At 74.1% G+C, this 20,354-nt stretch carries 15 protein-coding genes and 1 riboswitch; of the genes, 8 read left to right on the forward strand and 7 right to left on the reverse strand.

What is annotated here, in order from left to right; genetic code table 11:
- Positions 1 to 310: 310 nt before the first annotated feature.
- The 6 genes from ABT112_RS16395 to ABT112_RS16420 all read right to left on the reverse strand — a co-directional run bounded on the left by ABT112_RS16395 (position 311) and on the right by ABT112_RS16420 (position 9,255).
- Entirely contained in the window at positions 311 to 2,104 is a 1,794-nt protein-coding gene (locus ABT112_RS16395; protein ID WP_502975363.1) for an ATP-binding cassette domain-containing protein, read from the reverse strand.
- Positions 2,047 to 3,834, reverse strand: coding sequence for an ATP-binding cassette domain-containing protein (locus ABT112_RS16400; RefSeq protein WP_351510031.1), 1,788 nt, complete (start codon positions 3,832 to 3,834; stop codon positions 2,047 to 2,049). Before ABT112_RS16400 ends, ABT112_RS16395 begins: the two co-directional genes overlap by 58 nt.
- A 302-nt stretch (positions 3,835 to 4,136) precedes the next feature.
- A complete protein-coding gene (locus ABT112_RS16405; protein WP_351510033.1) occupies positions 4,137 to 4,265 on the reverse strand; it encodes a SapB/AmfS family lanthipeptide in 129 nt (42 codons plus the stop codon).
- 16 nt (positions 4,266 to 4,281) lie between these two features.
- Positions 4,282 to 6,984, reverse strand: a complete 2,703-nt coding sequence (gene lanKC / locus ABT112_RS16410) for a class III lanthionine synthetase LanKC (protein WP_351510035.1) — start codon at positions 6,982 to 6,984, stop codon at positions 4,282 to 4,284.
- 577 nt (positions 6,985 to 7,561) lie between these two features.
- Positions 7,562 to 7,795 carry a ferredoxin gene (locus tag ABT112_RS16415; protein ID WP_351510037.1) on the reverse strand — a complete coding sequence of 78 codons (234 nt, stop codon included), beginning with the start codon at positions 7,793 to 7,795 and terminating at the stop codon, positions 7,562 to 7,564.
- Positions 7,795 to 9,255, reverse strand: coding sequence for an aldehyde dehydrogenase (locus ABT112_RS16420; protein WP_351510039.1), 1,461 nt, complete (start codon positions 9,253 to 9,255; stop codon positions 7,795 to 7,797). Before ABT112_RS16420 ends, ABT112_RS16415 begins: the two co-directional genes overlap by 1 nt.
- Before the next feature lie 252 nt (positions 9,256 to 9,507).
- Here ABT112_RS16420 and ABT112_RS16425 point away from each other — a divergent pair, with 252 nt between their 5' ends.
- From ABT112_RS16425 to ABT112_RS16455, 7 genes are all read left to right on the forward strand, one after another.
- Positions 9,508 to 10,563, forward strand: coding sequence for a Strvi_7410 family MBL fold metallo-hydrolase (locus ABT112_RS16425; RefSeq protein WP_351510041.1), 1,056 nt, complete (start codon positions 9,508 to 9,510; stop codon positions 10,561 to 10,563).
- A 137-nt stretch (positions 10,564 to 10,700) separates the two neighbouring features.
- Positions 10,701 to 10,795: riboswitch (adenosylcobalamin-variant (AdoCbl-variant) riboswitch) on the forward strand.
- A 174-nt stretch (positions 10,796 to 10,969) separates the two neighbouring features.
- Entirely contained in the window at positions 10,970 to 12,334 is a 1,365-nt protein-coding gene (locus tag ABT112_RS16430) for an SCO2321 family membrane protein (RefSeq protein WP_351510043.1), read from the forward strand.
- Positions 12,335 to 12,577: 243 nt separating this feature from the next.
- A complete protein-coding gene (locus tag ABT112_RS16435; protein ID WP_351510045.1) occupies positions 12,578 to 13,261 on the forward strand; it encodes an SCO2322 family protein in 684 nt (227 codons plus the stop codon).
- Entirely contained in the window at positions 13,258 to 14,604 is a 1,347-nt protein-coding gene (locus ABT112_RS16440) for a CbiQ family ECF transporter T component (RefSeq protein ID WP_351510047.1), read from the forward strand. Before ABT112_RS16435 ends, ABT112_RS16440 begins: the two co-directional genes overlap by 4 nt.
- Positions 14,601 to 16,220 carry an ABC transporter ATP-binding protein gene (locus tag ABT112_RS16445; protein ID WP_351510050.1) on the forward strand — a complete coding sequence of 540 codons (1,620 nt, stop codon included), beginning with the start codon at positions 14,601 to 14,603 and terminating at the stop codon, positions 16,218 to 16,220. The genes ABT112_RS16440 and ABT112_RS16445 overlap by 4 nt, the downstream gene beginning before the upstream one ends.
- Positions 16,221 to 16,312: 92 nt before the next feature.
- The gene (locus ABT112_RS16450; protein WP_351510052.1) at positions 16,313 to 17,302 is read left to right on the forward strand and encodes an ECF transporter S component; all 990 of its coding nucleotides are present in this window, start codon (positions 16,313 to 16,315) and stop codon (positions 17,300 to 17,302) included.
- A 23-nt stretch (positions 17,303 to 17,325) separates the two neighbouring features.
- Positions 17,326 to 17,613 carry a DUF6881 domain-containing protein gene (locus ABT112_RS16455; RefSeq protein WP_351510054.1) on the forward strand — a complete coding sequence of 96 codons (288 nt, stop codon included), beginning with the start codon at positions 17,326 to 17,328 and terminating at the stop codon, positions 17,611 to 17,613.
- Positions 17,614 to 17,666: 53 nt separating this feature from the next.
- On the opposite strand, the gene ABT112_RS16460 is transcribed toward ABT112_RS16455, so the two are convergent.
- Positions 17,667 to 18,836 (reverse strand): steroid 3-ketoacyl-CoA thiolase, encoded by a 1,170-nt coding sequence (locus tag ABT112_RS16460; RefSeq protein WP_351510056.1) that lies wholly within the window; start codon positions 18,834 to 18,836, stop codon positions 17,667 to 17,669.
- A gap of 215 nt (positions 18,837 to 19,051) precedes the next feature.
- Here ABT112_RS16460 and ABT112_RS16465 point away from each other — a divergent pair, with 215 nt between their 5' ends.
- Entirely contained in the window at positions 19,052 to 20,284 is a 1,233-nt protein-coding gene (locus tag ABT112_RS16465) for a cytochrome P450 (protein WP_351510058.1), read from the forward strand.
- Positions 20,285 to 20,354 lie beyond the last annotated feature (70 nt).

Raw genomic sequence — 20,354 nt, forward strand, 5'->3', positions numbered from 1 at the left:
GAGCGAACTGTCACTGGTTTTCCGACGTGTGCTATTCCGAACCGGAAGCTTCCGGAACCCCCACCCCTCCGGCCCCGGCCCCCTCCCGTCTCGTCGGCGGCTCTCCCCCGGTGGTGGGTTGGCCGTCCGAGCGTCCCTCCGGCTGTCTCGTCAGCGGCTTTTCCTCGGTGGTGGGTTGGCCGTCCGAGCGTCCCTCCGACTGTCTCGTCAGGGGCTTTTCCTCGGGGGTGGGTTGGCCGTCCGGTCCTGTGCCCTCCCGTCCACCTTTGCCGGATGGCGGGTTGGGGGTCCGAGGGGTGCTCGCCGTGGTTCACCGGGTCGGGGTGTCGGTGTGCCAGTGGCCCGTCAGGTCGCGGTAGAGGTCCGAGCGTTCCAGGAGGTCGTGGTGGGGGGCGCAGGTGGCTCGGGTGCCGTCGAGGATCAGGACGCGGTCGGCGCGGTGGGCCGAGCTGATGCGGTGGGCGATCACGATCAGGGTGCCGGGGCGGTCGGCGAAGGCCTGTTCGGCGCGGGCCTCGGCGGCCGGGTCCAGGTGGCAGGTCGCCTCGTCCAGCAGGACCAGGGGGGCCGGGGAGAGGTGGGCCCGGGCCAGGGCCACCAGTTGGCGTTCTCCCTGGGAGAGGGCGGCGGGGTCGACGAGGGCGTCCGGGCCGCCGAGTCGGTGCCAGAGGGCGTCCAGGCCGACGGCGTGGGCCGACGCTTCGAGTGCTCGGGGTTCCGCGCCGTCCGGGCAGAGGTAGAGGAGGTTGTCCCGGAGGGTGCCGGTGAAGACGTAGGCCTGTTGGGGGATCAGGACCCGGAGGCGGGACAGTTGGTGGTGACGCAGCGGCTTTCCCTGGATGTGGATGTCGCCCGTGTCGGGCTCCCGCAGGCCGGCGATCAGGGTGGTGAGGGTGGACTTGCCGATGCCGCTGGGGCCGACGACCGCCAGGTGTTCGCCCGGCTCGATCACCAGGTCGAGGTCGCGGAGGACGGGCTGCGCCCCCGGGCCGTACGCGAAGGTGACGGAGCGGAGTTCGACCCGCGGGGGTGCGGGGTCGACGGGGGCCGGTGGCGTGGCGGGTGGAGTGGGGCGGGGCTCGGTGGCGGTGAGGTGGTCCAGGATGACCAGCAGGCGGGTGCCCGAGGCGCCCAGGGCGGTCATCAGGGTGTGCAGGGCGGGCAGCAGCGCCTGGGTCAGGTAGGTCAGGGCGCCGAGCAGCGCCCCTGCGGTGAGGCCCTTGCCGAGCAGCCAGGGGGTGGCCGCCAGGAGGAGCACCACGGGGAGCTGGCCGGCGACCGCGAGGGCCAGGGAGCGGGCGGCGGCCCAGCGGGCCAGGGCGTGGGCAGCCCGGGTCTGGGCCGCGATGAGGTGCTCCGCCTCGGCGGCCGTACGGTCCTGGGCGCCGCAGGCCACGATGTCCCGCAGGCCGGTCGACACCGCTCCGAAGCGTTCGGCCAGGGCCTCGTCGGCGCGCAGGAACTCGCGCTGGCGGGCGGCCATCGGGTGCAGGGTGGCGGCGAACAGCAGCAGTCCGAGGGCCAGCGGCGGCAGGACGACCAGCAGGAGCAGCGGGGCGAGCGAGGCGAGGCCGAGCAGGGCTCCGGCGGCGGTGAAGACGAAGGAGCGGGCGACCAGGACGAGTCCGGCGAAGCTGTCCCGGGCCGTCTCGGTCTGCTGGGTGAGGCGGGACACGGCGCCGCTTCCGGCGCGGGCCGCGGGTGCCTCGACGGCCTCGGCGAGGGAGTCGGAGACGATCCGCCGCACCAGGCCGTCGCGCAGTGGCTCCACGAGTCCCGCCAGGCCGCGGAAGACGCCGCGGGTGGCCAGGCCTCCGGCGAGGACGGCCGCCGCGGCGAGCGCGAGCCAGGCGAGTCCGGTTCCGGTGCGGCCGGCCAGGAAGCCGTCGTCCAGGGCCTTGGCGGCGCCGTAGCCGCCGAGGAAGGTGTGGGCGGACTCCAGGACCGACCAGCCGGCCAGGCGCAGGAGGACCTGCTTCCGCCGGCCGAGGAAGCGGCGGGCGCGGGGAGCGATCCGGCGCAGCGGGCGCTCCCGGCGGTGGCGGGTCACCGGGGCTCCCCCGGCCCGGTGGCGAACACCGCGCGGTAGTCCGGGTGTTCCCATAGCACGGCGTGGGGGCCGACCGCTCGTACCCGGCCGTCCTCCAGCCAGGCCACCAGGTCCGCGCGGGCCGCCGAGGAGGCGCGGTGGGCGATCAGGAGGCGCGTGCCGGAGCGCACGTCCCGGGTGAGCGCCCCGCTCACCTCCCGTTCGGTGACGCTGTCGAGGCTGGAGGTGGCGTCGTCGAGGACCAGCAGCCGGCCGGCGTGCGCGAACGCCCGTGCCAGGCCGAGGCGTTGCAGCTCGCCGCCGGAGAGCGGCGCGTCGGCGAGGGCGGTGCGGTAGCCGTCCGGGAGGCGCTGGACGAAGGTGTCGGCGCTGGCGGCGCGGGCCGCGGCGACGACGTCCGGCTCGGGCGGCTGGTACGGGCCGAAGGCGATGGCCCCGCCCACCGTGCCGCCGAACAGCTCGGGCCGTTCGAAGGCGTAGCCGACCTCCCGGCGCAGGGCTTGAGGTTCGGCCTCGGTCAGCGGCACGCCGTCCAGCAGCACCTGGCCACTGTCCGGGTCGGCCAGCCGGCCGGCGAGTGCGGCGAGGACGGACTTGCCCGCGCCGGAGCGGCCCACCACGGCCAGCGTCGTACCGCCCGGGACGACCAGGTCGACGCCGCTCAGGACCGGTGCGCCGCCGCGGCTCGCGGTGACGGCCCGCAGTTCGAGGCGGCCGGGTCCGTCCGGGGGCAGGGGGCGGGTGCCGGCGGGTACCGGGGGCACCGCGAGGAGTTCGGCTGTGCGCCGGGCGGCGGCGCGGCTGCGGAGCAGGGAGCTCAGCTGTCCGACGACGGCGCCGGCGCCGGCGGCGATGGCGGCGTAGCGGGAGGCGGCGAGCAGTTCGCCCACGGTCACGGCCCCGGCGGCGAGCCGGATCCCGCCGGCGGCGAGGACCGCGGTCTGGAGCAGCGGCACCAGGATGCCGCCCTGGACGACGGCCCGCCCGTACACCTGCCACATGCGCCGCCCCTGGACGCCCAGTTCGGGCAGCGGGGCGAGGACGCGGGCGCGTTCCCGGGCCTCGGTGCCGGCGGCGGCGACGGTGCGGGCGCCGCTCAGGGCCTCGACGAGGCGGGCGGCGATGTCGCCCTGGACGCGCTGGTAGCGCTCCACGCTGTCCGAGGTGCCGCGGGCGAAGGCCCGCAGCATGAGGGCGAGGAGCGGGACGCCGGCGAGGAAGACGGCGGCCAGCCAGAGGTCGAGGAAGGCCAGGGCCACCAGGCCGCCGACCGGGGTGAGCAGCGAGGCGAGGCCGGTGGCGGCGGTCGCGGGTGCGGTGGCGGCCTCGGTGGCGTTCCCGGTCAGCCGGGTCACCAGGTCGCCGGGGGTGAAGCGGGCCGCCCGGTACGGTCCGACGGACAGCAGGTGGGCCAGGCCGAGCCCGCGCAGCCAGGCGGCGCAGCGGGCGTTGGTGGTGCCGGTGAGCAGGGCGACCAGGGCGTCCGCCAGCACCTCCGCCGCGATGAGCGCGGCGCACAGCGCGAGCCACCCGCCGTGGCCCCGTCCGCCGTCGAGCACCAGGTCGAGGGTGTGTCCGAGCGCCGCGGGCAGCGCGATGGTGGCGGCGGCCGACACGGTGCTGAGGAGCGCGAGGGCCGCGGCGCGGCCGGCATTCAGCCGGGCGGCGGTGAGGAGGAGTCCCGTGGGTCCGGCCCGGTGCCCGTCGGCCGCGCGGTCGCCGAGCGGGGTTCCGGACGGGGCTTCGGGTGCGGTCGGCGGGGCGGCGGGAGACGTCGGTGCCATACGCGGTGGGTCCTCGGTCGGGTGGCCCGGGCCGGCGCCGGGCGGGTCCACGTCCCGAGCGGGTGCCGGGTGCCCGGCCCGTGGGAACAGCCGGGCGGTGACGCGCGGTTGTCCTGGCGCGTACCGCGCGGGACGATGAACGGTGAAGTCCTCATCTCTCCGTCCGCGCCGCCCGTACACCACTCTTCGTACCCGTACGGCACGGCTGCTGCGGAGAGGCCCCGGACGGGAATCCCGCCCGGGGCCGATGCAACGATCTCTCCGCCACGCGGGGCACAGCCCGCCTCGCGTTGCGGACGAGGTCAGTTACAGGTGGTGACGCTCAGGCTGCTGTCACCGCAGAGGAGCAGGCTCGCGCGGCTGCCGGTCAGAGCGGCCTCGGCGGACTCGTCCTTCGGGGTCTCCAGGGACTGCAGGTCGAGAAGCGACATGGTCGTGTTCCTTTCATCATGGGGACGGTGTACTTGCCACGGCTTCCCGGAGGGAAGCCGGCTCTGGGGCCGCGGGTGCGGCGGGTGTCGGCGCCGGGAGGAAGGGCAGCTGCACGGGCTTGTCGTGCAGCGCGCTGCCCAGCGCGAGGAGGCATCCGGCGGTGCCGGTGCTGAGGTCCATGGAGAGGCGCATCATCTGCTCGCCCGGGAAGGCGAGCCGGCCTCGGTAGGGGACGGCGCCCCAGGAGAGGGCGTCGATCTGGCGGCGCACATCGGCGGCGCGGGTGCCGGGACCGCCGGTCGTCGTCCGGCTCAGGTGGAGCACCATGCCGGCGGTGCCGCGGAAGAGGCCGGGCTGGGCGTAGAACATCGCCTGCGCGGCCCGGACGATCTCGCGGCGCGCCCCCTCGAACTGCTCGTCGGGGCGGTGGGCGAGGTAGTCGTCGAGCACCATGCCGATGCCGACGCTCCCCGCGCCGAGGTAGGGCATCGTGCGCCAGCCCTCGTCGACCTGGAGCGCCCCGCCGGCGCCGCGCACGCAGCGGGCCAGGTCGCGGCGGAGGGCGTCGGCGGCGAGGTCCAACAGCGCCGGGTCGCCGGTCCGCTCGTACAGCCTCAGGTGGAGCAGGGCCTGTCCGGTGGCGCCGTGCAGCAGCCCGGCGCGCGGCGGCCGGCCGGACGGTGTGCCGTCCGCGGCCCGTTCGGCGGCCCGCGCGACGAGCCGGGAGCACTGCAGGGCCCGGTCGTGCAGGGTGCTGTCGCCCGTGGCGGTGCCCAGGGCGTCCAGGGCGAGGCCGATGCCGGAGAGTCCGCTGTGCAGGTCGGGGGCGATCCCGTCCCAGTCCTGGGCGCAGACGGTGTCGAGCAGGGCGAGGGCGCGCTCGGTGTAGCCGAGGCGGTCCAGGACCCAGGCGATGCCGGACAGTCCGTCGTAGAAGCCGAAGGGGGTCCCGGACGCCGGGTCCTTGGTGGCCTGGAGGAGCCACTCCTCGGCTTCCGGGCAGTCCGGTGCGCCGGTCTCGGCGAAGGCGTGCAGCACGCCCGCGGTGCCGTAGGCGAAGCAGGCGCCGCCGCCGGGGGCCGCGAACTGGGCGATGTCGCCGGGGAAGAAACGGTCCTTCCGCTCCGGTGTGGCGGCGGCGAGGATGGCTTGCACCAGGGAGTCCCGGCTGCGCGGCCAGTCGCCCGGGTCCACCGGCAGATAGCCGCCGCCCTTTCGGGTGCCCGACGGTGCCGGGCGGGAGGCCGGACGGGGATCGACGGGGACGTAGCCGCGGGTGATCTCGGCGACCGCCTCGTCGAGGAACTCCCGGGGCACCGGGAACTGTTGGGCGGCGATCTCCGCGAGGTGCGCGGCCTTGTCCCGGTCGATGGCGAACAGGCTGGTCAGCGGCAGGAAGAGGGCGATCCGCAGACAGGCGAGCGCATAGCGGTCGACGTCGAAGCCCCTGCGGTCCGCCGGGGCGACGAAGCCCGGGTTGGCGACGACCTGGCGGCGGCCCTCGTCGATGTGCGCCGCGGCCTCGAAGTCCAGCAGCACCACGGAGGATTCGTCCTCGGCGACCATGATGTTGAACAGGTGCAGGTCGTTGAAGGCCACGCCGCGGGCGTGGATCGCCTCGACGGCCTCCTCGACGAGACGGTGGATCCGCAGCGCCCAGTCGGTGTAGGCGGCGAGACGTTCCTGCCCGGGGTTCTCCTCGATCAGCGGGTGCCGCCGCGCGAAGAAGGTGTTGAGCGGCTTGCCCGCTATGTGCTCCAGGACGAGGAACCGGTGGTCGCCGAGAGTGAACCAGCCCCGCACCTCGGGGGTGCAGCCCAGTCCCGAGAGCCGCTCCAGCGCCGTCTTCTCGCGCTCCAGGCGGGTCACGGCGTCGGCGCCGTCCGCGGCCAGACCGGCGTACGGCCGGGCCTCCTTGAGGACGACCTGCTCCCCGGTGCGGCTGTCGCGTCCGACGTAGACACCGCCGCCGTTCGAGAAGTGCAGGGCACGCTCGATGGTGTACGGGATGTCGGTGGTCGTGACGGCGGACCGGGCCGCCAGGTGCGGCTTCAGGAAGTCGGGCAGGGTCACCCAGTCCGGGACATGGAAGGCCGGGTCCCGGCGGTCGGGCACCAGCCGGCCCTCGCCGTCCTCGACGGCGGGGCACAACTCGCCGTCGGGGCCGAAGCAGTGGCGCTCGGTGAAGCTGCCGTACCGGACGTGCACCGGCCCGGCGCCCCACCGCAGATCGCTGAGGATGTACGGGCCGGGCTCACCGGCCAGCAGCGCGTCGAGCTCCTCGGCGACGGTGCGGCAGTGCTCCTCGTCGACGGGGTAGACCGTGATGAACTTGCCGCTGCTGCCGCGGTCCGCGTACTTGGCGTTGCGGTTGCGCAGCAGATAGCGGCTGGGCATGAACTTGAAGGCGATGCCCCGGGAGAAGCAGTGGTCCCGCACCCGGTCGAGAATGCTCTCGGCGTTGTCCAGACAGGCGGAGATGTGAATCTTCCAGCCCTGGCCGGGCAGACGGGTGTCGAGGGGACGGAACGCGAGCCAGTCGCCGGAGCGGTGGCGCTGCCAGCCCTCGGGGGCCTCGCGCCGCGCCGCTTCGTAGAGGGCCTGTCCGTGCGAGGTGCCAGCGGTGCCCGCCGCGTCGGCCGCGGTCGCGTGCAGCCGGTGCGGAGCGTCGTAGAACTGGCGGTCGGCGTCGCAGAAGACGGCGTAGCCCTTGCTCATCCCACTCCCTCTCGACTGTCGGGGCCGGTTTCGACGGGATGAGATTTCCATGGGGCCGGGGGCCGGAGACAGTCACGGGTGTCATGAAGCAACCGTGAAGAATGCACGCTCCGTTACTGACTGGTAGCTCTGCGCTGTGGCCCGGGAGCGCAGGTCATCGGCGTCCCGGGCGGCCGCCCGGTGGAACCGGGTGGGAGCGGTGGAGGCCCCGGGAGCGGTGGGAGGCCCGGGAACGGTGGGGGCTGCGGAACGGCCGCAACGGCCGGGAGGCGTGGGGGGCTCGGGCGACCGGACGGGCGGGCACCCGGGCCGGGCGGACACGGACGGCGGGTGTGCCCTCCCGGGCCCGGACATGAGGACGGGCCCGGGAGGAGGACGACCCGGGCCCGAGTTTCCCTCGCCGCGAGGCTCAAACATCGGACGGAGGATGTGGGGTGGCGAAGGGCTTCGGCGGATTGCGGGCGGCGGGTGCCCGACGGACCGTCATGAGCGGTCGCGGGGGCTGGAATACTCAGGGCCGGGGATCCGGTTGCGACCGAGCCCCGGCCGGGAACAGCCCGCGCCGGGCGCGCACCGCTCACTCCTCCGGCGGGAACACCGCCTCCCCCGTGCCGTCGAGGCTGATCAGGATGGCCTCGACGGGGCAGCCCTCGGCCGCCTCCAGCAGCGCCTCGGACGCCTCCGTGCGGGGTTCGGCCGGGTGGGACTGGCGGGCGGAGTCCAGCCGGAAGCCGCTGGGCGCGGTGCCCGCGCAGAAGCCCGAGCCGATGCAGACGCTGCGGTCGACCTCGATGTGCCAGCGGTCGCTCATCAGTCGCCCTCCCAGCCGGCGGGGAGATGGATCATCTTGTGCTCCAGGTACTCGGCGAAGCCCTCGGGCCCGAACTCGCGCCCCAGCCCGCTGTTCTTGTAACCGCCGAACGGGCCGAGCATGTCCAGGCTGAAGGTGTTCACGGAGTAGGTGCCGGTGCGCACCTGCCGGGCGATGTCGATGCCGTGGGCCACGTCCGCGGTCCAGACGCTGCCGGACAGCCCGTACTCCGAGTCGTTGGCGATCCGGACCGCCTCGGCCTCGTCCTCGTACGGGAGCAGGCAGATCACCGGTCCGAAGATCTCCTCGCGGGCGATCCGCATGGAGTTGGAGACGCCGCCGAAGAGGGTCGGCTCGACGTACCAGCCGCGGTCGGGCGCCGCCGGCCGGCCGCCGCCGGCGAGCACCTTGGCGCCTTCCTCCTGTCCGAGCCGGATGTAGTCCAGGGACCGCTGCTGCTGGCGGCGGGTGACCAGCGGACCGACCTGGGTGGCCGGGTCGAGCGGGTCGCCGACGGCCAGGGCGCCGGCCGCGGCGGCGAAGCGTTCGGCGATCTCGTCGTAGTGGCTGCGCGGGGCGAGGATCCGGGTCTGGGCGACGCACGCCTGACCATTGTTCATCCAGGCGTTGGGGACGATGCCGGCGACGGCGGTGTCGAGGTCGGCATCGGGGAGGATGACCGCCGCCGACTTGCCGCCGAGCTCCAGGGTGACCCGGGTCAGGTTGCGGGACGCGACCTCCATGACGCGCTTGCCGGCCGCCACGGAGCCGGTGAACGACACCTTGTCGACGCCGGGGTGGCCGACCAGGTACTCGCTGACCTCGCGGTCGGCCGGGAGGATGCTGAGCACGCCTTCGGGCACCCCGGCCTCGGCGGCGATATCGGCGAGCAGCCAGGCGTCGAGCGGGGTCTCGGGCGACGGCTTGAGGATCACCGAACAGCCGGTGAGCAGCGCGGGGCCGAGCTTCGCGGCGGCGACGAACTGCGGGACGTTCCACGGGACGACGGCCGCGACCACCCCGACCGGCTCCCGCCGGACGAGGATCGGCCCGAGCGCCCCCTGCCGGCGCTCCTCCTGCGCGGTGTCCCGGGCCACGGTGATCGCCGCGTCCCACACCATCATCGCGCCGAGGGCCTGGGCGAGGACGCTCCAGGCGTAGGGGGAGCCGTTCTGCGCGCTGATGGTCCGGGCGATCTCCTCGTGCCGGACGGCGATCGCGTCCTTGATCCGGGTGACCACCTCGATCCGTTCGGCGAGGGGCGTACGGGCCCAGGGCCCGTGGTCGAAGGCCTCGCGGGCGGCGGCGACGGCGCGGTCCACATCGGCGCGCGAGGCGTGCGGCACGCGCCCGATGACCTGCTCGGTGTGCGGCGAGACCACCTCGATCACGTCCGGGCCGAGCGGGTCCACCCACGCGCCGCCGATGAACAGCTGTCCGTGCTCGATGAGGTCGGTCATCGCCTCTGCCTCCCCGCCGTCCGGCCGGCCCGCAGCGAGCGGGGCCGCTCGAGAATGGTCTGCCGCAGCAAGTATCTGACGCAGCATCAGAACTGATACCAGTTCCCGTTACAGTGGGCAATGCGTCGGCCGTCTCCCGCCCGCGGGGCTCCGGTCCGGCCGGCTGCGGTGGAGAACGCGTTTCACCGCTCGCTCGGGGCACGGGACCAGGCGGGGAATCCGCTGGGCGAGGGCTCCATGGAGGAGGGCTCCATGACGGAACCGGCTGCTCCGGTGACCGACCACGGCGGCGGGGTGTGGAGCATCCCGGTGCCGATCCCCGACAACCCGCTCGGCCACACCCTGGTGCACCTCCTGGACACCGGCCGCGGACCGGTTCTGATCGACACCGGCTGGGACGACCCGGCCTCCTGGGACACCCTCGTAGCCGGTCTCGCGGCGTGCGGGACGTCGGCCACCGAGCTGCACGGCGTGCTCGTCACCCATCACCACCCCGACCACCACGGGCTCTCCGGGCGGGTGCGCGAGGCGTCGGGGGCCTGGATCGCGATGCACCCCGCGGACACCCGGGTCGTGCGCCGGGTCCGCGCCGCCCGGCCCGCGCTCTGGCTCGACCACCTGATCGGGAAGCTCGAGGCGGCCGGGGCGCCGGAGGACCACCTCCGTCCGCTGCGCGCGGCCCGGTCCTCCGGCCGGGACCCGGCGCTGCCCGGCCTGCGGGCCGCACTGCCCGACCGCGCCATCGTCCCCGGCGAACTGCTCGATCTGCCGGGCCGGAGACTGCGGGCCGTCTGGACACCCGGACACACCCCGGGCCATGTCTGTCTGCACCTGGAGGAGGACCATCCGGCCGCCGGGCGGACCGGCCACGGCCGGCTGTTCTCCGGCGACCATCTGCTGCCCACCATCAGTCCGCACATCGGCCTCTACGAGGACCCCGACGCCGTCACGGCCACCGACCCGCTCGGCGACTACCTCGACTCCCTGGAGCGGGTCGGTGCCCTGGCCCCGGCCGAGGTGCTGCCCGCCCACCAGTACGCCTTCCCGGACGCGGCGGCCCGGGTGCGGCAGCTCCTGGCGCACCACGAGGCACGGCTGGCCGGGCTGCGAGATCTCCTCGGGACCCGCGCGCTCACCCCGTGGCAGCTGGCCGAGGCCATGGAGTGGAACCGGCCCTGGGAGCAGATCTCCCCCGGGTCGCGGAACATCGCCGTCTCCGAGGCGGAGGCCCATCTGCGGCGCCTGGTGACGCTGGGGAGGGCGGAGCCGGTCCCGGGCAGCGGGCCGGTGGAGTACCGGGCGGTGTGAGGGGGCGGGCGGCGGATGGTGAGAGGCGCGTGCGGGGCCGGCGGGTATTCGGACCGGTTGCGAGGTGCCCGTGGCGGCACGGCGCATCGGGCGCCCATGGGCCTCCTTGCTACGGGCCGGTAGAGTGTGCCAGTCGATACCGCATCCCTCAGGGGAAAGCCGGTGCAATTCCGGCACTGACCCGCAACCGTGAGGCGCCGCTACGGCGTCGAGTCGGAGTGCCCTGGCGGATGTGACCGGCTCCTGTCTCCGGACGGGCCGTCCCACGGCCGCGCCCGGAGGCCGGCACCGTCGAGGAATACGGAGCCGGAGCCCGGTGCCCCGCCGCGTGCGCACGCTCCCGTACGCACGGCCGCGCGGTGCGCAGCGGATCCGGCCGCGTCCGCTCACCGAAAGGCACCGCCCGATGCTGCATCACCCCGGGGAGATATCCCCGCGCCCCCGGCCGGGCGGTCTCCCCCGGCACAGCAGACTCCGTCGCGCCGCCGCGCTGACGGCCGTCTCCGCCGCCCTGTGCGTGACCGCCGCTCCGGCCGCGTTCGCCGCCGACTCTCCGAAGCCCGCGGCCCCGGCGAAGCTCCCGGCCGGGCTGTACGGCACCAAGGACCCGAAGTTCGACGCCGTCTGGCGGCAGTCGGTGGCCCTGATCGCCCAGGACACGGTGAAGGTCACGCCGGCCCCCGAGGCCGTGGACTGGCTCGCCGGCCAGCAGTGCGCCTCCGGCGGCTTCGCGGAGTTCCGCGCGGACGCCGGCAAGGAGTGCGACAAGAAGACTCCGGTGGACAGCAACGCGACCGGACTCGCGGTGCAGGCGCTGGCCGCGGTCGGCGGCCACGGCGACGCCGTGAAGAAGGCCGCGAACTGGCTGAAGTCCGTGCAGAACGAGGACGGCGGCTGGAGCTACCTCCCCGGCGGCCCGAGCGACGCCAACTCCACCTCGCTGGTGATCGGCGCGCTCGTCGCGGCGGGCGAGAAGCCGGAGGACGTCACGGCGGGCAAGAAGCCGGGAGAGAAGTCCGGCAAGAAGTCCGGCACAGCGGGCAAGTCGCCGTACGACGCGCTGCTCACCTTCCAGCTCGGCTGCGACGACAAGAAGGGCGAGCGCGGGGCGTTCGCCTTCCAGCCGGACAAGAAGGGCAAGCTCGCGCCGAACGCCGACGCGACGGCTGCCGCGGCGCTCGCCGGGCTCGGCAAGGGCCTCGTCGTGGCGGCGCCCGCGAAGGCCGCCGAGAAGGCCGAGCCGCTCGACTGCGGCTCCTCGGACGCGCAGGACACCCGCGAGCCGGACGAGGCGGCCGGCGCCGGCGCCGCGTACCTCGCGGAGACCCTGCGGAAGAGCGACGGGCACCTGTCCACGCTCGCCCCGGGTGCCGACAAGCCCACGCCGGACTTCGCCAACACGGCGGACGCGGTGACGGCCCTGGCGGCCGGCGGCCACCAGGACGCGGCACGCGCCTCGCTGACCTGGCTGGAGCACCACGCGAAGGCCTGGTCGAAGGACAACCCGGCGGGCCTGGGGGCGCTGGTCCTCGCCGCCCACGCGACCGGCGCCGACCCGCGGGACTTCGGCGGGCAGGACCTGGTGCGGCAACTGAACGCCACCGGCCCGAAGCCGGCGGCGCAGGCCCCGGCAGAGGGCGGCGACGCGCAGGACACCAAGGAGGAGGGGAACGGTTCGGGCGGTATGTCGACGGCCTGGACGGTCGGCGCGTTCCTGGTCGCGGGCATCGGGATCGGCTTCCTGATCAGCGGCCGCAAGAAGAAGGCCTAGACGATGGTGGTGGGCGTGCGCGGTCCGGCGGACCGGGGCGAGAACGGGACGGTGCCGGGGATCGGGGACGAACACGGATCCGGGCTCGCGTCCAGGCTCGCGTCCGGACTCGCATCCGGACTCGGCTGTGAGCACCGGCCGGGATTCCGGGCTCTGTTCCGGATGTGGTTCCGGTCGTCGTTCCGGGATTCGCTCCGGGATTCGTTCCGGCCGCGGTCCGGCCGGCCGGCTCCGGCCCGGGGCGTGACGGCTGTCGCGACCGTCGCGACCGTCGTGGCCGGGGCCGTGCTCGCCGTCCTCGGCGCCGCGCCCGCCCACGCCCAGGGCTACCGCTACTGGTCGTTCTGGGACCGGAAGGGCGAGAGCTGGGTGTACGCCACCCAGGGCCCGGCCACCGAGCGCCCCGCGGACGGCGAGGTGCGCGGCTTCCGCTTCGCCGTCAGCGCGGATTCCAAGGATGCCGAACAGCCGCGCGGCTCCGCCCGCTTCGGCACCCTCTGCGCCGATACCTCCGCCAAGGCGGGCAGCAAGCGCGTCGCGGTCGTGCTGGACTTCGGCACGGCCGCGGACGCGCCCGACGGCGAGCGCCCGCCGGCCCCCCGTACGGAGTGCGCGAGCGTCCCGGAGGACGCGACGTCCGCGGAGGTGCTGGCCGCGGTGGCGAAGCCGCTCCGGTACGACTCCGGCGCCCTGCTCTGCGCCGTCTCCGGCTATCCGAAGAAGGGCTGCGGCGAACAGGTCGCCGACGGCGGGGGCAGGGGCGGCAAGCGCGGCTCCGCCGAGGAGTCCGTGTCCGCGGGCTCCCCGTCCTCGTCGGAGGCGGACGGCGGTGACGACGGCCCGTCCGTCGGGCTGATCGCCGGCCTCGCCGCCGTACTGGCCCTCGGTGCCGCCGGCGGGTGGCAGGCCCGTCGCCGCCGCGGATGAGTAGCGAGCACGGCCGGGCACCCGCACGGGCCCCGGAGACGGACACCCGGACCGCCGCACCGGCACAGCGGTCCCGCACCGGGTGGCGGGTCCGGACAACGCTGCTCCCCAAGGGCGGGCGGGCTCCGGAAGCGACGCGCAGCAACGCCCTGCACGCCGGGGCGTGGTGGCTGTGGGCCCTCGGGCTGGCCACCGCCGCGTCCCGGACCACCAACCTGCTGCTGCTGGGGCTGCTCGTGGCCGTCGCGGGCTATGTCGTCGCCGTGCGCCGCACGGACGCGCCCTGGGCCCGCAGTTACCGCGCCTTCCTGCTGCTCGGCCTGTCGGTGGTGGTGATCCGGCTGGTCTTCTCGGTGATCCTCGGCTCGCCGATCCCGGGCAGCACGACCCTGGTCACGCTGCCCGAAGTGCCGCTGCCCGACTGGGCGCAGGGGGTGCGGATCGGCGGCCGGGTCACGCTGGAGTCCCTGGTCTTCGCGTTCTACGACGGGCTGAAGCTGGCCGCGCTCCTCGCCTGCCTCGGCGCGGCGAACGCCCTCGCCAACCCCGCCCGGCTGCTCAAATCCCTCCCCGGCGCGCTGTACGAGGTGGGCGTCGCGGTGGTGGTCGCCATGACGTTCGCCCCGAACCTCGTCGCGGACGTGGTGCGGCTGCGGGCCGCCCGCCGGCTGCGCGGGCGCCCCGACAAGGGGATCAAGGCGGTGCTGCAGATCGGGCTGCCGGTGCTGGAGGGCGCACTGGAGCGCTCGGTGGCGCTGGCGGCCACCATGGACGCCCGCGGCTACGGGCGCACGGCACAGGTCCCGCCCGCCGTCCGGCACACCACGACCGCCCTCACGCTGGGCGGGCTGCTCGGCGTCTGCGCCGGTACGTACGGCCTGCTGGCCGCCGAGGGCGCCGGGTTCGGCCTGCCGTTGCTGCTGGTGGGGGTCGCGGCGGCGCTCGCCGGACTGCGGCTGGGCGGCCGCCGGTCGGTGCGCAGCCGCTACCGCCCGGATGTCTGGGGGGTGCGGGCGTGGCTGGTCTCCGGCTCCGGCGCCGCGGTCGCGGCCCTGATGATCGGTTGCGCGGCCCGGGATCCGGCGGCCCTGCACCCGTCGGTGGTGCCGTTGGCCGCGCCGTCGCTGCCGCTGTGGCCCGCGGCCGCCGTCCTGCTCGGCCTGCTCCCGGCGTTCGTGGCACCGGCGCCGCCGCTCCCCGGGGCGTCCGGCCGGCCGGGAGTCCGTCCGTCCGCAGCCGCTTCCGGCGGCACACCGGGCGTCTCCCCCGAGCGTCCGCGGCGTACTTCCAGCCTCTTCCGCCCCTCCCATCCCTCCAGCTCTCCCGAGGAGGAGAAGCCGTGATCCGGTTCGAGCAGGTGTCGGTCGCCTACGACGGGGCGCCCGGATTCGCCCTCCGCGAGGTGGACTTCACCGTCCCGGAGGGCGAGCTCTGCCTGCTCGTCGGGCCCTCCGGTGTCGGTAAGTCGACCTTGCTGGGCGCGGTGAGCGGGCTCGTACCGCACTTCACCGGGGGAACGCTGCACGGCAGGGTCACCGTCGCCGGACGGGACACCCGGACGCACCGGCCGCGCGAACTCGCCGATGTCGTCGGCACCGTGGGCCAGGATCCCGTGGCGCACTTCGTCACCGACACCGTCGAGGACGAGCTCGCCTACGGCATGGAGTCCCTCGGGCTCGCCCCCGAGGTTATGCGCCGCCGCGTCGAGGAGACCCTCGACCTACTGGGCCTGGCCGACCTGCGCGACCGGCCCCTGGCGAGCCTGTCCGGCGGCCAGCAGCAGCGGGTGGCCATCGGGTCGGTGCTCACCCCGCATCCGCGTGTCCTGATCCTGGACGAGCCGACGTCCGCACTGGACCCGGGCGCCGCGGAGGAGGTGCTGGCCGTCCTGCAACGGCTCGTGCACGACCTGGGCACCACCGTCCTCATGGCCGAACACCGGCTGGAGCGCGTCATCCAGTACGCGGACCAGGTCGTCCTGCTGCCCGGGCCCGGTGAGCCGGTCGTCACCGGCGCGCCCGCGGACGTCATGGCCGTCTCCCCGGTCCACCCGCCGGTCGTCGCCCTCGGCCGGCTCGCGGGCTGGTCCCCGCTGCCGCTCTCGGTCCGGGGCGCGCGCCGCGCCGCCGGGCCGCTGCGGGAGCGGCTGGCCCCGCTCGCCCCGGACACCCTCACCGGCCCGGAGCCCGCGGAACCGGTCGTCGGCACCGCGGGACTGTCGGTGCGGCGCGGGCGGACGGAAGCCCTGCGGCAGGTCTCGCTGTCCGTCCGGCCGGGCGAGACCGTCGCGTTGATGGGCCGCAACGGAGCGGGCAAGTCGACGCTGCTGGGCACACTGGTCGGCCTGCACGAGCCGGACGCCGGCTCGGCGACGGTCGGCGGCCTGACCCCGCACCGGACGAGCCCGCGGGAACTGATCCGCCAGGTCGGGCTCGTCCCGCAGGAGCCGCGCGACCTGCTCTACGCGGACACCGTGGCGGCGGAGTGCACGGCGGCCGACGAGGACGCCGGGGCCGCGCACGGCACCTGCCGCGCCCTGGTCGCCGGGCTGCTGCCCGGCGTCCCCGACGACACCCACCCGCGCGACCTGTCGGAGGGCCAGCGGCTGGCCCTCGCGCTGTCCATCGTGCTGACGGCCCGCCCGCGGCTGGTGCTGCTGGACGAGCCGACCCGCGGCCTCGACTACGCGGCCAAGGCGCGGCTGGTGGAGATCCTGCGGGGCCTGGCCGCGGACGGGCATGCGATCGTCATGGCCACGCACGACGTGGAGCTGGCGGCCGAACTCGCCCACCGGGTGGTGATCCTGGCGGACGGCGAGGTGGTCGCGGACGGCCCGACCCCGGAGGTCGTGGTCTCCTCCCCGGCCTTCGCACCGCAGGTCGCGAAGATCCTGACGCCGCAGCGCTGGCTGACGGTGTCCCAGGTGCGGGAGGCGCTGGGGGCGGGGGTGGGCCGGTGAACCCGCCTCGGGCCTCGGATGGTCGGGAAGGCCGGGACGGTCGGGGAGGCCGGGACGACCGGAACCACCGGAACCACCGGAACGGAGTCGTCATGGCCGGCAGTGCGCCGGTCGGCGCTCGCGGAACCGGCGAGGCCCCCGCACCGGCCGGCTCTGCTGCCGCCGCCAACTCTGTTGCCGCCGCCGGGTCTGCTGCCGCCGCCGGGTCTGCCGCTCCCGCCCGCTCCGCACCTGCGGTCCGTCCGCCCCGGGCCGTCCGGCTCGGCGCCCGCTCGGTGGCCGCCCTCGTCCTGGTCTCGGCGATCGGGGTGGCCGCGTTCGGCTGGCCGCTGCTCGCCGACCCCTCGTCCAGCCTCGCCCACTCCACCGACGCACCCTGGCTGTTCGCCGCCCTGCTCCCCCTCCTCGTGGCGGTGGTCGTGGCGACCATCGCCGACTCCGGACTGGGGGCGAAAGCCGTCGCCATGCTCGGCGTGCTGGCGGCGGCCGGTGCGGCGCTGCGCCCGCTCGGCGCGGGCACGGCCGGCCTGGAACCCATGTTCTTCCTGATGGTGCTGGCCGGGCGGGTGCTCGGACCGGGCTTCGGGTTCGTGCTCGGCTCGGTGACCATGTTCGCGTCCGCGCTGCTCACCGGCGGTGTGGGCCCGTGGATGCCGTTCCAGATGCTCGCGATGGGCTGGGTATCGATGGGCGCGGGGCTGCTCCCGGGGCCGGACCGGCTGCGCGGCCGGGCCGAACGGCTCCTGCTCGCGGCATACGGGGCGGCCTCCTCCGTGCTCTACGGCACGGTCATGAACCTCCAGGGCTGGCCGTACCTCGGCGGTCTGGCCACCGGCGTCTCCTTCGACCCCGGTGACCCAGTGCACGAGAACCTCGTCCGCTTCCTCGCCTACTGCATGGCGACCTCGCTGGGCTGGGACCTGCCGCGGGCCGTGCTGACGACCGTCCTGATCCTCACCATCGGCGGCACGGTCCTGAGGGCACTGCGCCGGGCGAGCCGCCGGGCGGCGTTCGAGGCACCGGTGACGTTCGGCCGGGAGCCGGCAGGGCAACCCGCCGGCCCGGCGGCGGAGCGGACCTGACGACGCAGTACTGGGGAGTGAAGATGCAGTACTGGAAAGTGCGGTGGATGCATGACTTCGACATCGAACCGGTCACGCTGTACAGCAAGATCGGCGACGACGGATACGAGGTCCGCAAGGTCCAGGAGTACCGGGACGGGCGCCTGCTGAAGGCGGACGCCGCGCATGAATGCAGTGAGATCGGACTCGGCGAGATCCCGGTCGGCCCGATCGAGGACGTGCGGGCGCAGCCCGAGTTCTCCGCGGATGTCATCGACCGGCCAACCTTCGAAGGGGCATGGGAGCGTGCCCGGTACGGGGACGGGCACTGAACCGGTCCCGGCTGCCACGGGCCGGGGCCGGCCCGAGTGTGCGGGTGGTGGGTCTACAGCCGCTGGATGATCGTCCCGGTAGCCAGCGCACCCCCCGCACACATCGTGATCAGCGCGAACTCCCCGTCCCGCCGCTCCAGTTCGTGCAGGGCCGTGGTGATCAGCCGGGCGCCGGTCGCGCCGACGGGGTGGCCGAGCGCGATGGCGCCGCCGTTCACATTGACCTTCTCCAGGTCCTGTTCGAAGACCTGCGCCCAGGAGAGCACCACGGACGCGAAGGCCTCGTTGATCTCGACCAGGTCGATGTCCCGGAGTGACATCCCGGCCTTGCCGAGGACGGCGCGCGTCGCGTCGATGGGACCGTCGAGGTGGAAGTGCGGGTCGGTGCCGACGAGCGCCTGGGCGACGATCCGTGCCCGGGCCTTGAGCTTCAGCGCCCGTGCCATGCGCTTGGAGGCCCACATCACGGCCGCCGCGCCGTCGGAGATCTGGGAGGAGTTGCCCGCGGTGTGCACGGCCGTCGGCATGATGGGCTTCAGTCCGGCCAGGGCGTCCATGCTGGTGTCGCGGAGCCCCTCGTCCCGGTCGACGAGCCGCCACATGCCCTGCCCGGCCGCCTGCTCCTCCTCGGTGGTCGGCACCTGCACGGCGTACGTCTCCCGCTTGAACCGCTCCTCGGCCCAGGCCCGCGCCGCCCGCTCCTGCGACATCAGGCCGAGGGAGTCGACGCGCTCCCGGGTGAGACCGCGGTTGCGGGCGATCCGCTCCGCCGCCTCGAACTGGTTGGGGAGGTCCACATTCCACTCGTCCGGGAACGGCTTGCCCGGCCCGTGCTTCGATCCGCTGCCGAGCGGCACCCGGGACATGGCCTCGACGCCGCAGCCGATGCCGACGTCGATGACCCCGGTCGCGATCATGTTGGCGACCATGTGGTTGGCCTGTTGCGAGGAGCCGCACTGGCAGTCCACAGTGGTCGCCGCCGTCTCGTACGGCAGGCCGCAGGCGAGCCAGGCGTTGCGCGCCGGGTTCATGGACTGCTCACCGGCGTGGGTGACCGTGCCGCCGACGATCTGTTCGACGCAGTCGGGCTGGATTCCGGTCCGGGCGAGCAGTTCGCGGTAGGTCTCCCCCAGCAGGTAGGCAGGATGCAGATTGGCGAGCGCGCCGCCGCGCTTGCCGATGGGAGTGCGTACGGCTTCGACGATGACGGGTTCAGCGGCCATGACTCGTCCTCTCCTCGTCCGCGGGGCGTCCCGGCGCCCACGGCAGAACTAGTACGCGTTCTAGTTCTCTTCGAAGTCTGCTGACTATTACCTTCGGTACGCAAGGGGCGTGCATGCGCCTCATCCACAACCGATACCGCCTCGGGCCTTGCCACTTGAAGAGCCCGTTACTACCTTGCCGAGAGATTCTGATGGACCGTCAGATGGAGTCGCCGATGTCCTGCCCAGCGCTGCCCGAAGGGTTCGACTTCACCGATCCCGACGTCTACCAGCAGCGGGTCCCGCTCCCGGAACTCGCCGAGCTGCGCCGGACCGCCCCGGTGTGGTGGAACCCCCAGCCGCACAACATCGCGGGCTTCCAGGACGACGGCTACTGGGTGGTGACCCGGCACGAGGACGTCAAGGCGGTCTCCACCGACCCCGAGACCTTCTCCTCGAACACCAACACCGCCATCATCCGGTTCAACGAGTCCATCAGCCGCGACCAGATCGACGTCCAGAAGCTGATCATGCTCAACATGGACCCGCCGGAGCACACCCGGCTGCGGCAGATCGTGCAGCGCGGCTTCACCCCGCGGGCGATCCGCGCCCTGCGGGAGGCCCTGACCTCGCGCGCCACCAGGATCGTCTCGGGCGCGGCGGGGAAGCCGTCGGGCAACTTCGTCACCGACATCGCCTCCGAACTGCCGCTCCAGGCCATCGCCGAACTCATCGGCGTCCCGCAGGAGGACCGCCTCAAGCTCTTCGACTGGTCCAACAAGATGGCCGCCTACGACGACCCGGAGCTGGCGGTCACCGAGGAGGTCGGCGTCGAGTCGGCGATGGAGCTGATCTCGTACTCCATGAACATGGCCGCCGCCCGCAAACAGTGCCCGGCCCACGACATCGTGACGAAACTGGTGGCCGCCTCGGACGAGGGCAGCCTGACCTCCGACGAATTCGGCTTCTTCGTCCTGGTCCTCACCGTGGCCGGCAACGAGACCACCCGGAACGCCATCACCCACGGCATGCACGCGTTCCTCACCCACCCCGAACAGTGGGAACGCTTCAAGGCCGAACGCCCGGCGACGACGGCCGACGAAATCGTCCGCTGGGCCACCCCGATCGTCTCCTTTCAGCGCACCGCCACCCGGGACACGGAACTGGGCGGGGCGCACATCAAGGAGGGCGACCGGGTCGGCATGTTCTACTCCTCGGCCAACAACGACCCGGAGGCCTTCGACCGCCCGGAGACGTTCGACATCACCCGCGACCCGAACCCCCACCTCGGCTTCGGCGGCGGAGGCCCCCACTTCTGCCTGGGCGCCAGCCTCGCCCGCATGGAAATCGACCTCATCTTCAACGCCATCGCCGACACGGTCCCGGACATTCGGCTGGAGGGGGAGCCGCGGCGGCTGCGGTCGGCTTGGATCAATGGGGTGAAGGAGCTGCGGGTGAGTTATGGGTGAGGGAGTCGGCTGAGCCTCCCCGGCTTACGGCTCCGCGGCCAGATGGGCAGATGGGCAGATGGGCAGCGAC

This window comes from Streptomyces sp. NPDC002055 (genome assembly GCF_040296705.1).
GTDB lineage: Bacteria > Actinomycetota > Actinomycetes > Streptomycetales > Streptomycetaceae > Streptomyces.

What these genes read in the sequence shown, in the direction of transcription:
- ABT112_RS16465 (WP_351510058.1), top strand. Translation starts at nt 19,052, where the DNA reads ATGTCCTGCCCAGCGCTGCCCGAAGGGTTCGACTTCACCGATCCCGAC.
- ABT112_RS16450 (WP_351510052.1), top strand. Translation starts at nt 16,313, where the DNA reads ATGGCCGGCAGTGCGCCGGTCGGCGCTCGCGGAACCGGCGAGGCCCCC.
- ABT112_RS16400 (WP_351510031.1), bottom strand. Translation starts at nt 3,834, where the DNA reads ATGGCACCGACGTCTCCCGCCGCCCCGCCGACCGCACCCGAAGCCCCG.
- ABT112_RS16425 (WP_351510041.1), top strand. Translation starts at nt 9,508, where the DNA reads ATGACGGAACCGGCTGCTCCGGTGACCGACCACGGCGGCGGGGTGTGG.
- ABT112_RS16460 (WP_351510056.1), bottom strand. Translation starts at nt 18,836, where the DNA reads ATGGCCGCTGAACCCGTCATCGTCGAAGCCGTACGCACTCCCATCGGC.
- ABT112_RS16455 (WP_351510054.1), top strand. Translation starts at nt 17,326, where the DNA reads ATGCAGTACTGGAAAGTGCGGTGGATGCATGACTTCGACATCGAACCG.
- ABT112_RS16415 (WP_351510037.1), bottom strand. Translation starts at nt 7,795, where the DNA reads ATGAGCGACCGCTGGCACATCGAGGTCGACCGCAGCGTCTGCATCGGC.
- ABT112_RS16440 (WP_351510047.1), top strand. Translation starts at nt 13,258, where the DNA reads ATGAGTAGCGAGCACGGCCGGGCACCCGCACGGGCCCCGGAGACGGAC.
- ABT112_RS16430 (WP_351510043.1), top strand. Translation starts at nt 10,970, where the DNA reads ATGCTGCATCACCCCGGGGAGATATCCCCGCGCCCCCGGCCGGGCGGT.
- lanKC (WP_351510035.1), bottom strand. Translation starts at nt 6,984, where the DNA reads ATGAGCAAGGGCTACGCCGTCTTCTGCGACGCCGACCGCCAGTTCTAC.
- ABT112_RS16405 (WP_351510033.1), bottom strand. Translation starts at nt 4,265, where the DNA reads ATGTCGCTTCTCGACCTGCAGTCCCTGGAGACCCCGAAGGACGAGTCC.
- ABT112_RS16395 (WP_502975363.1), bottom strand. Translation starts at nt 2,104, where the DNA reads ATGGGAACACCCGGACTACCGCGCGGTGTTCGCCACCGGGCCGGGGGA.
- ABT112_RS16420 (WP_351510039.1), bottom strand. Translation starts at nt 9,255, where the DNA reads ATGACCGACCTCATCGAGCACGGACAGCTGTTCATCGGCGGCGCGTGG.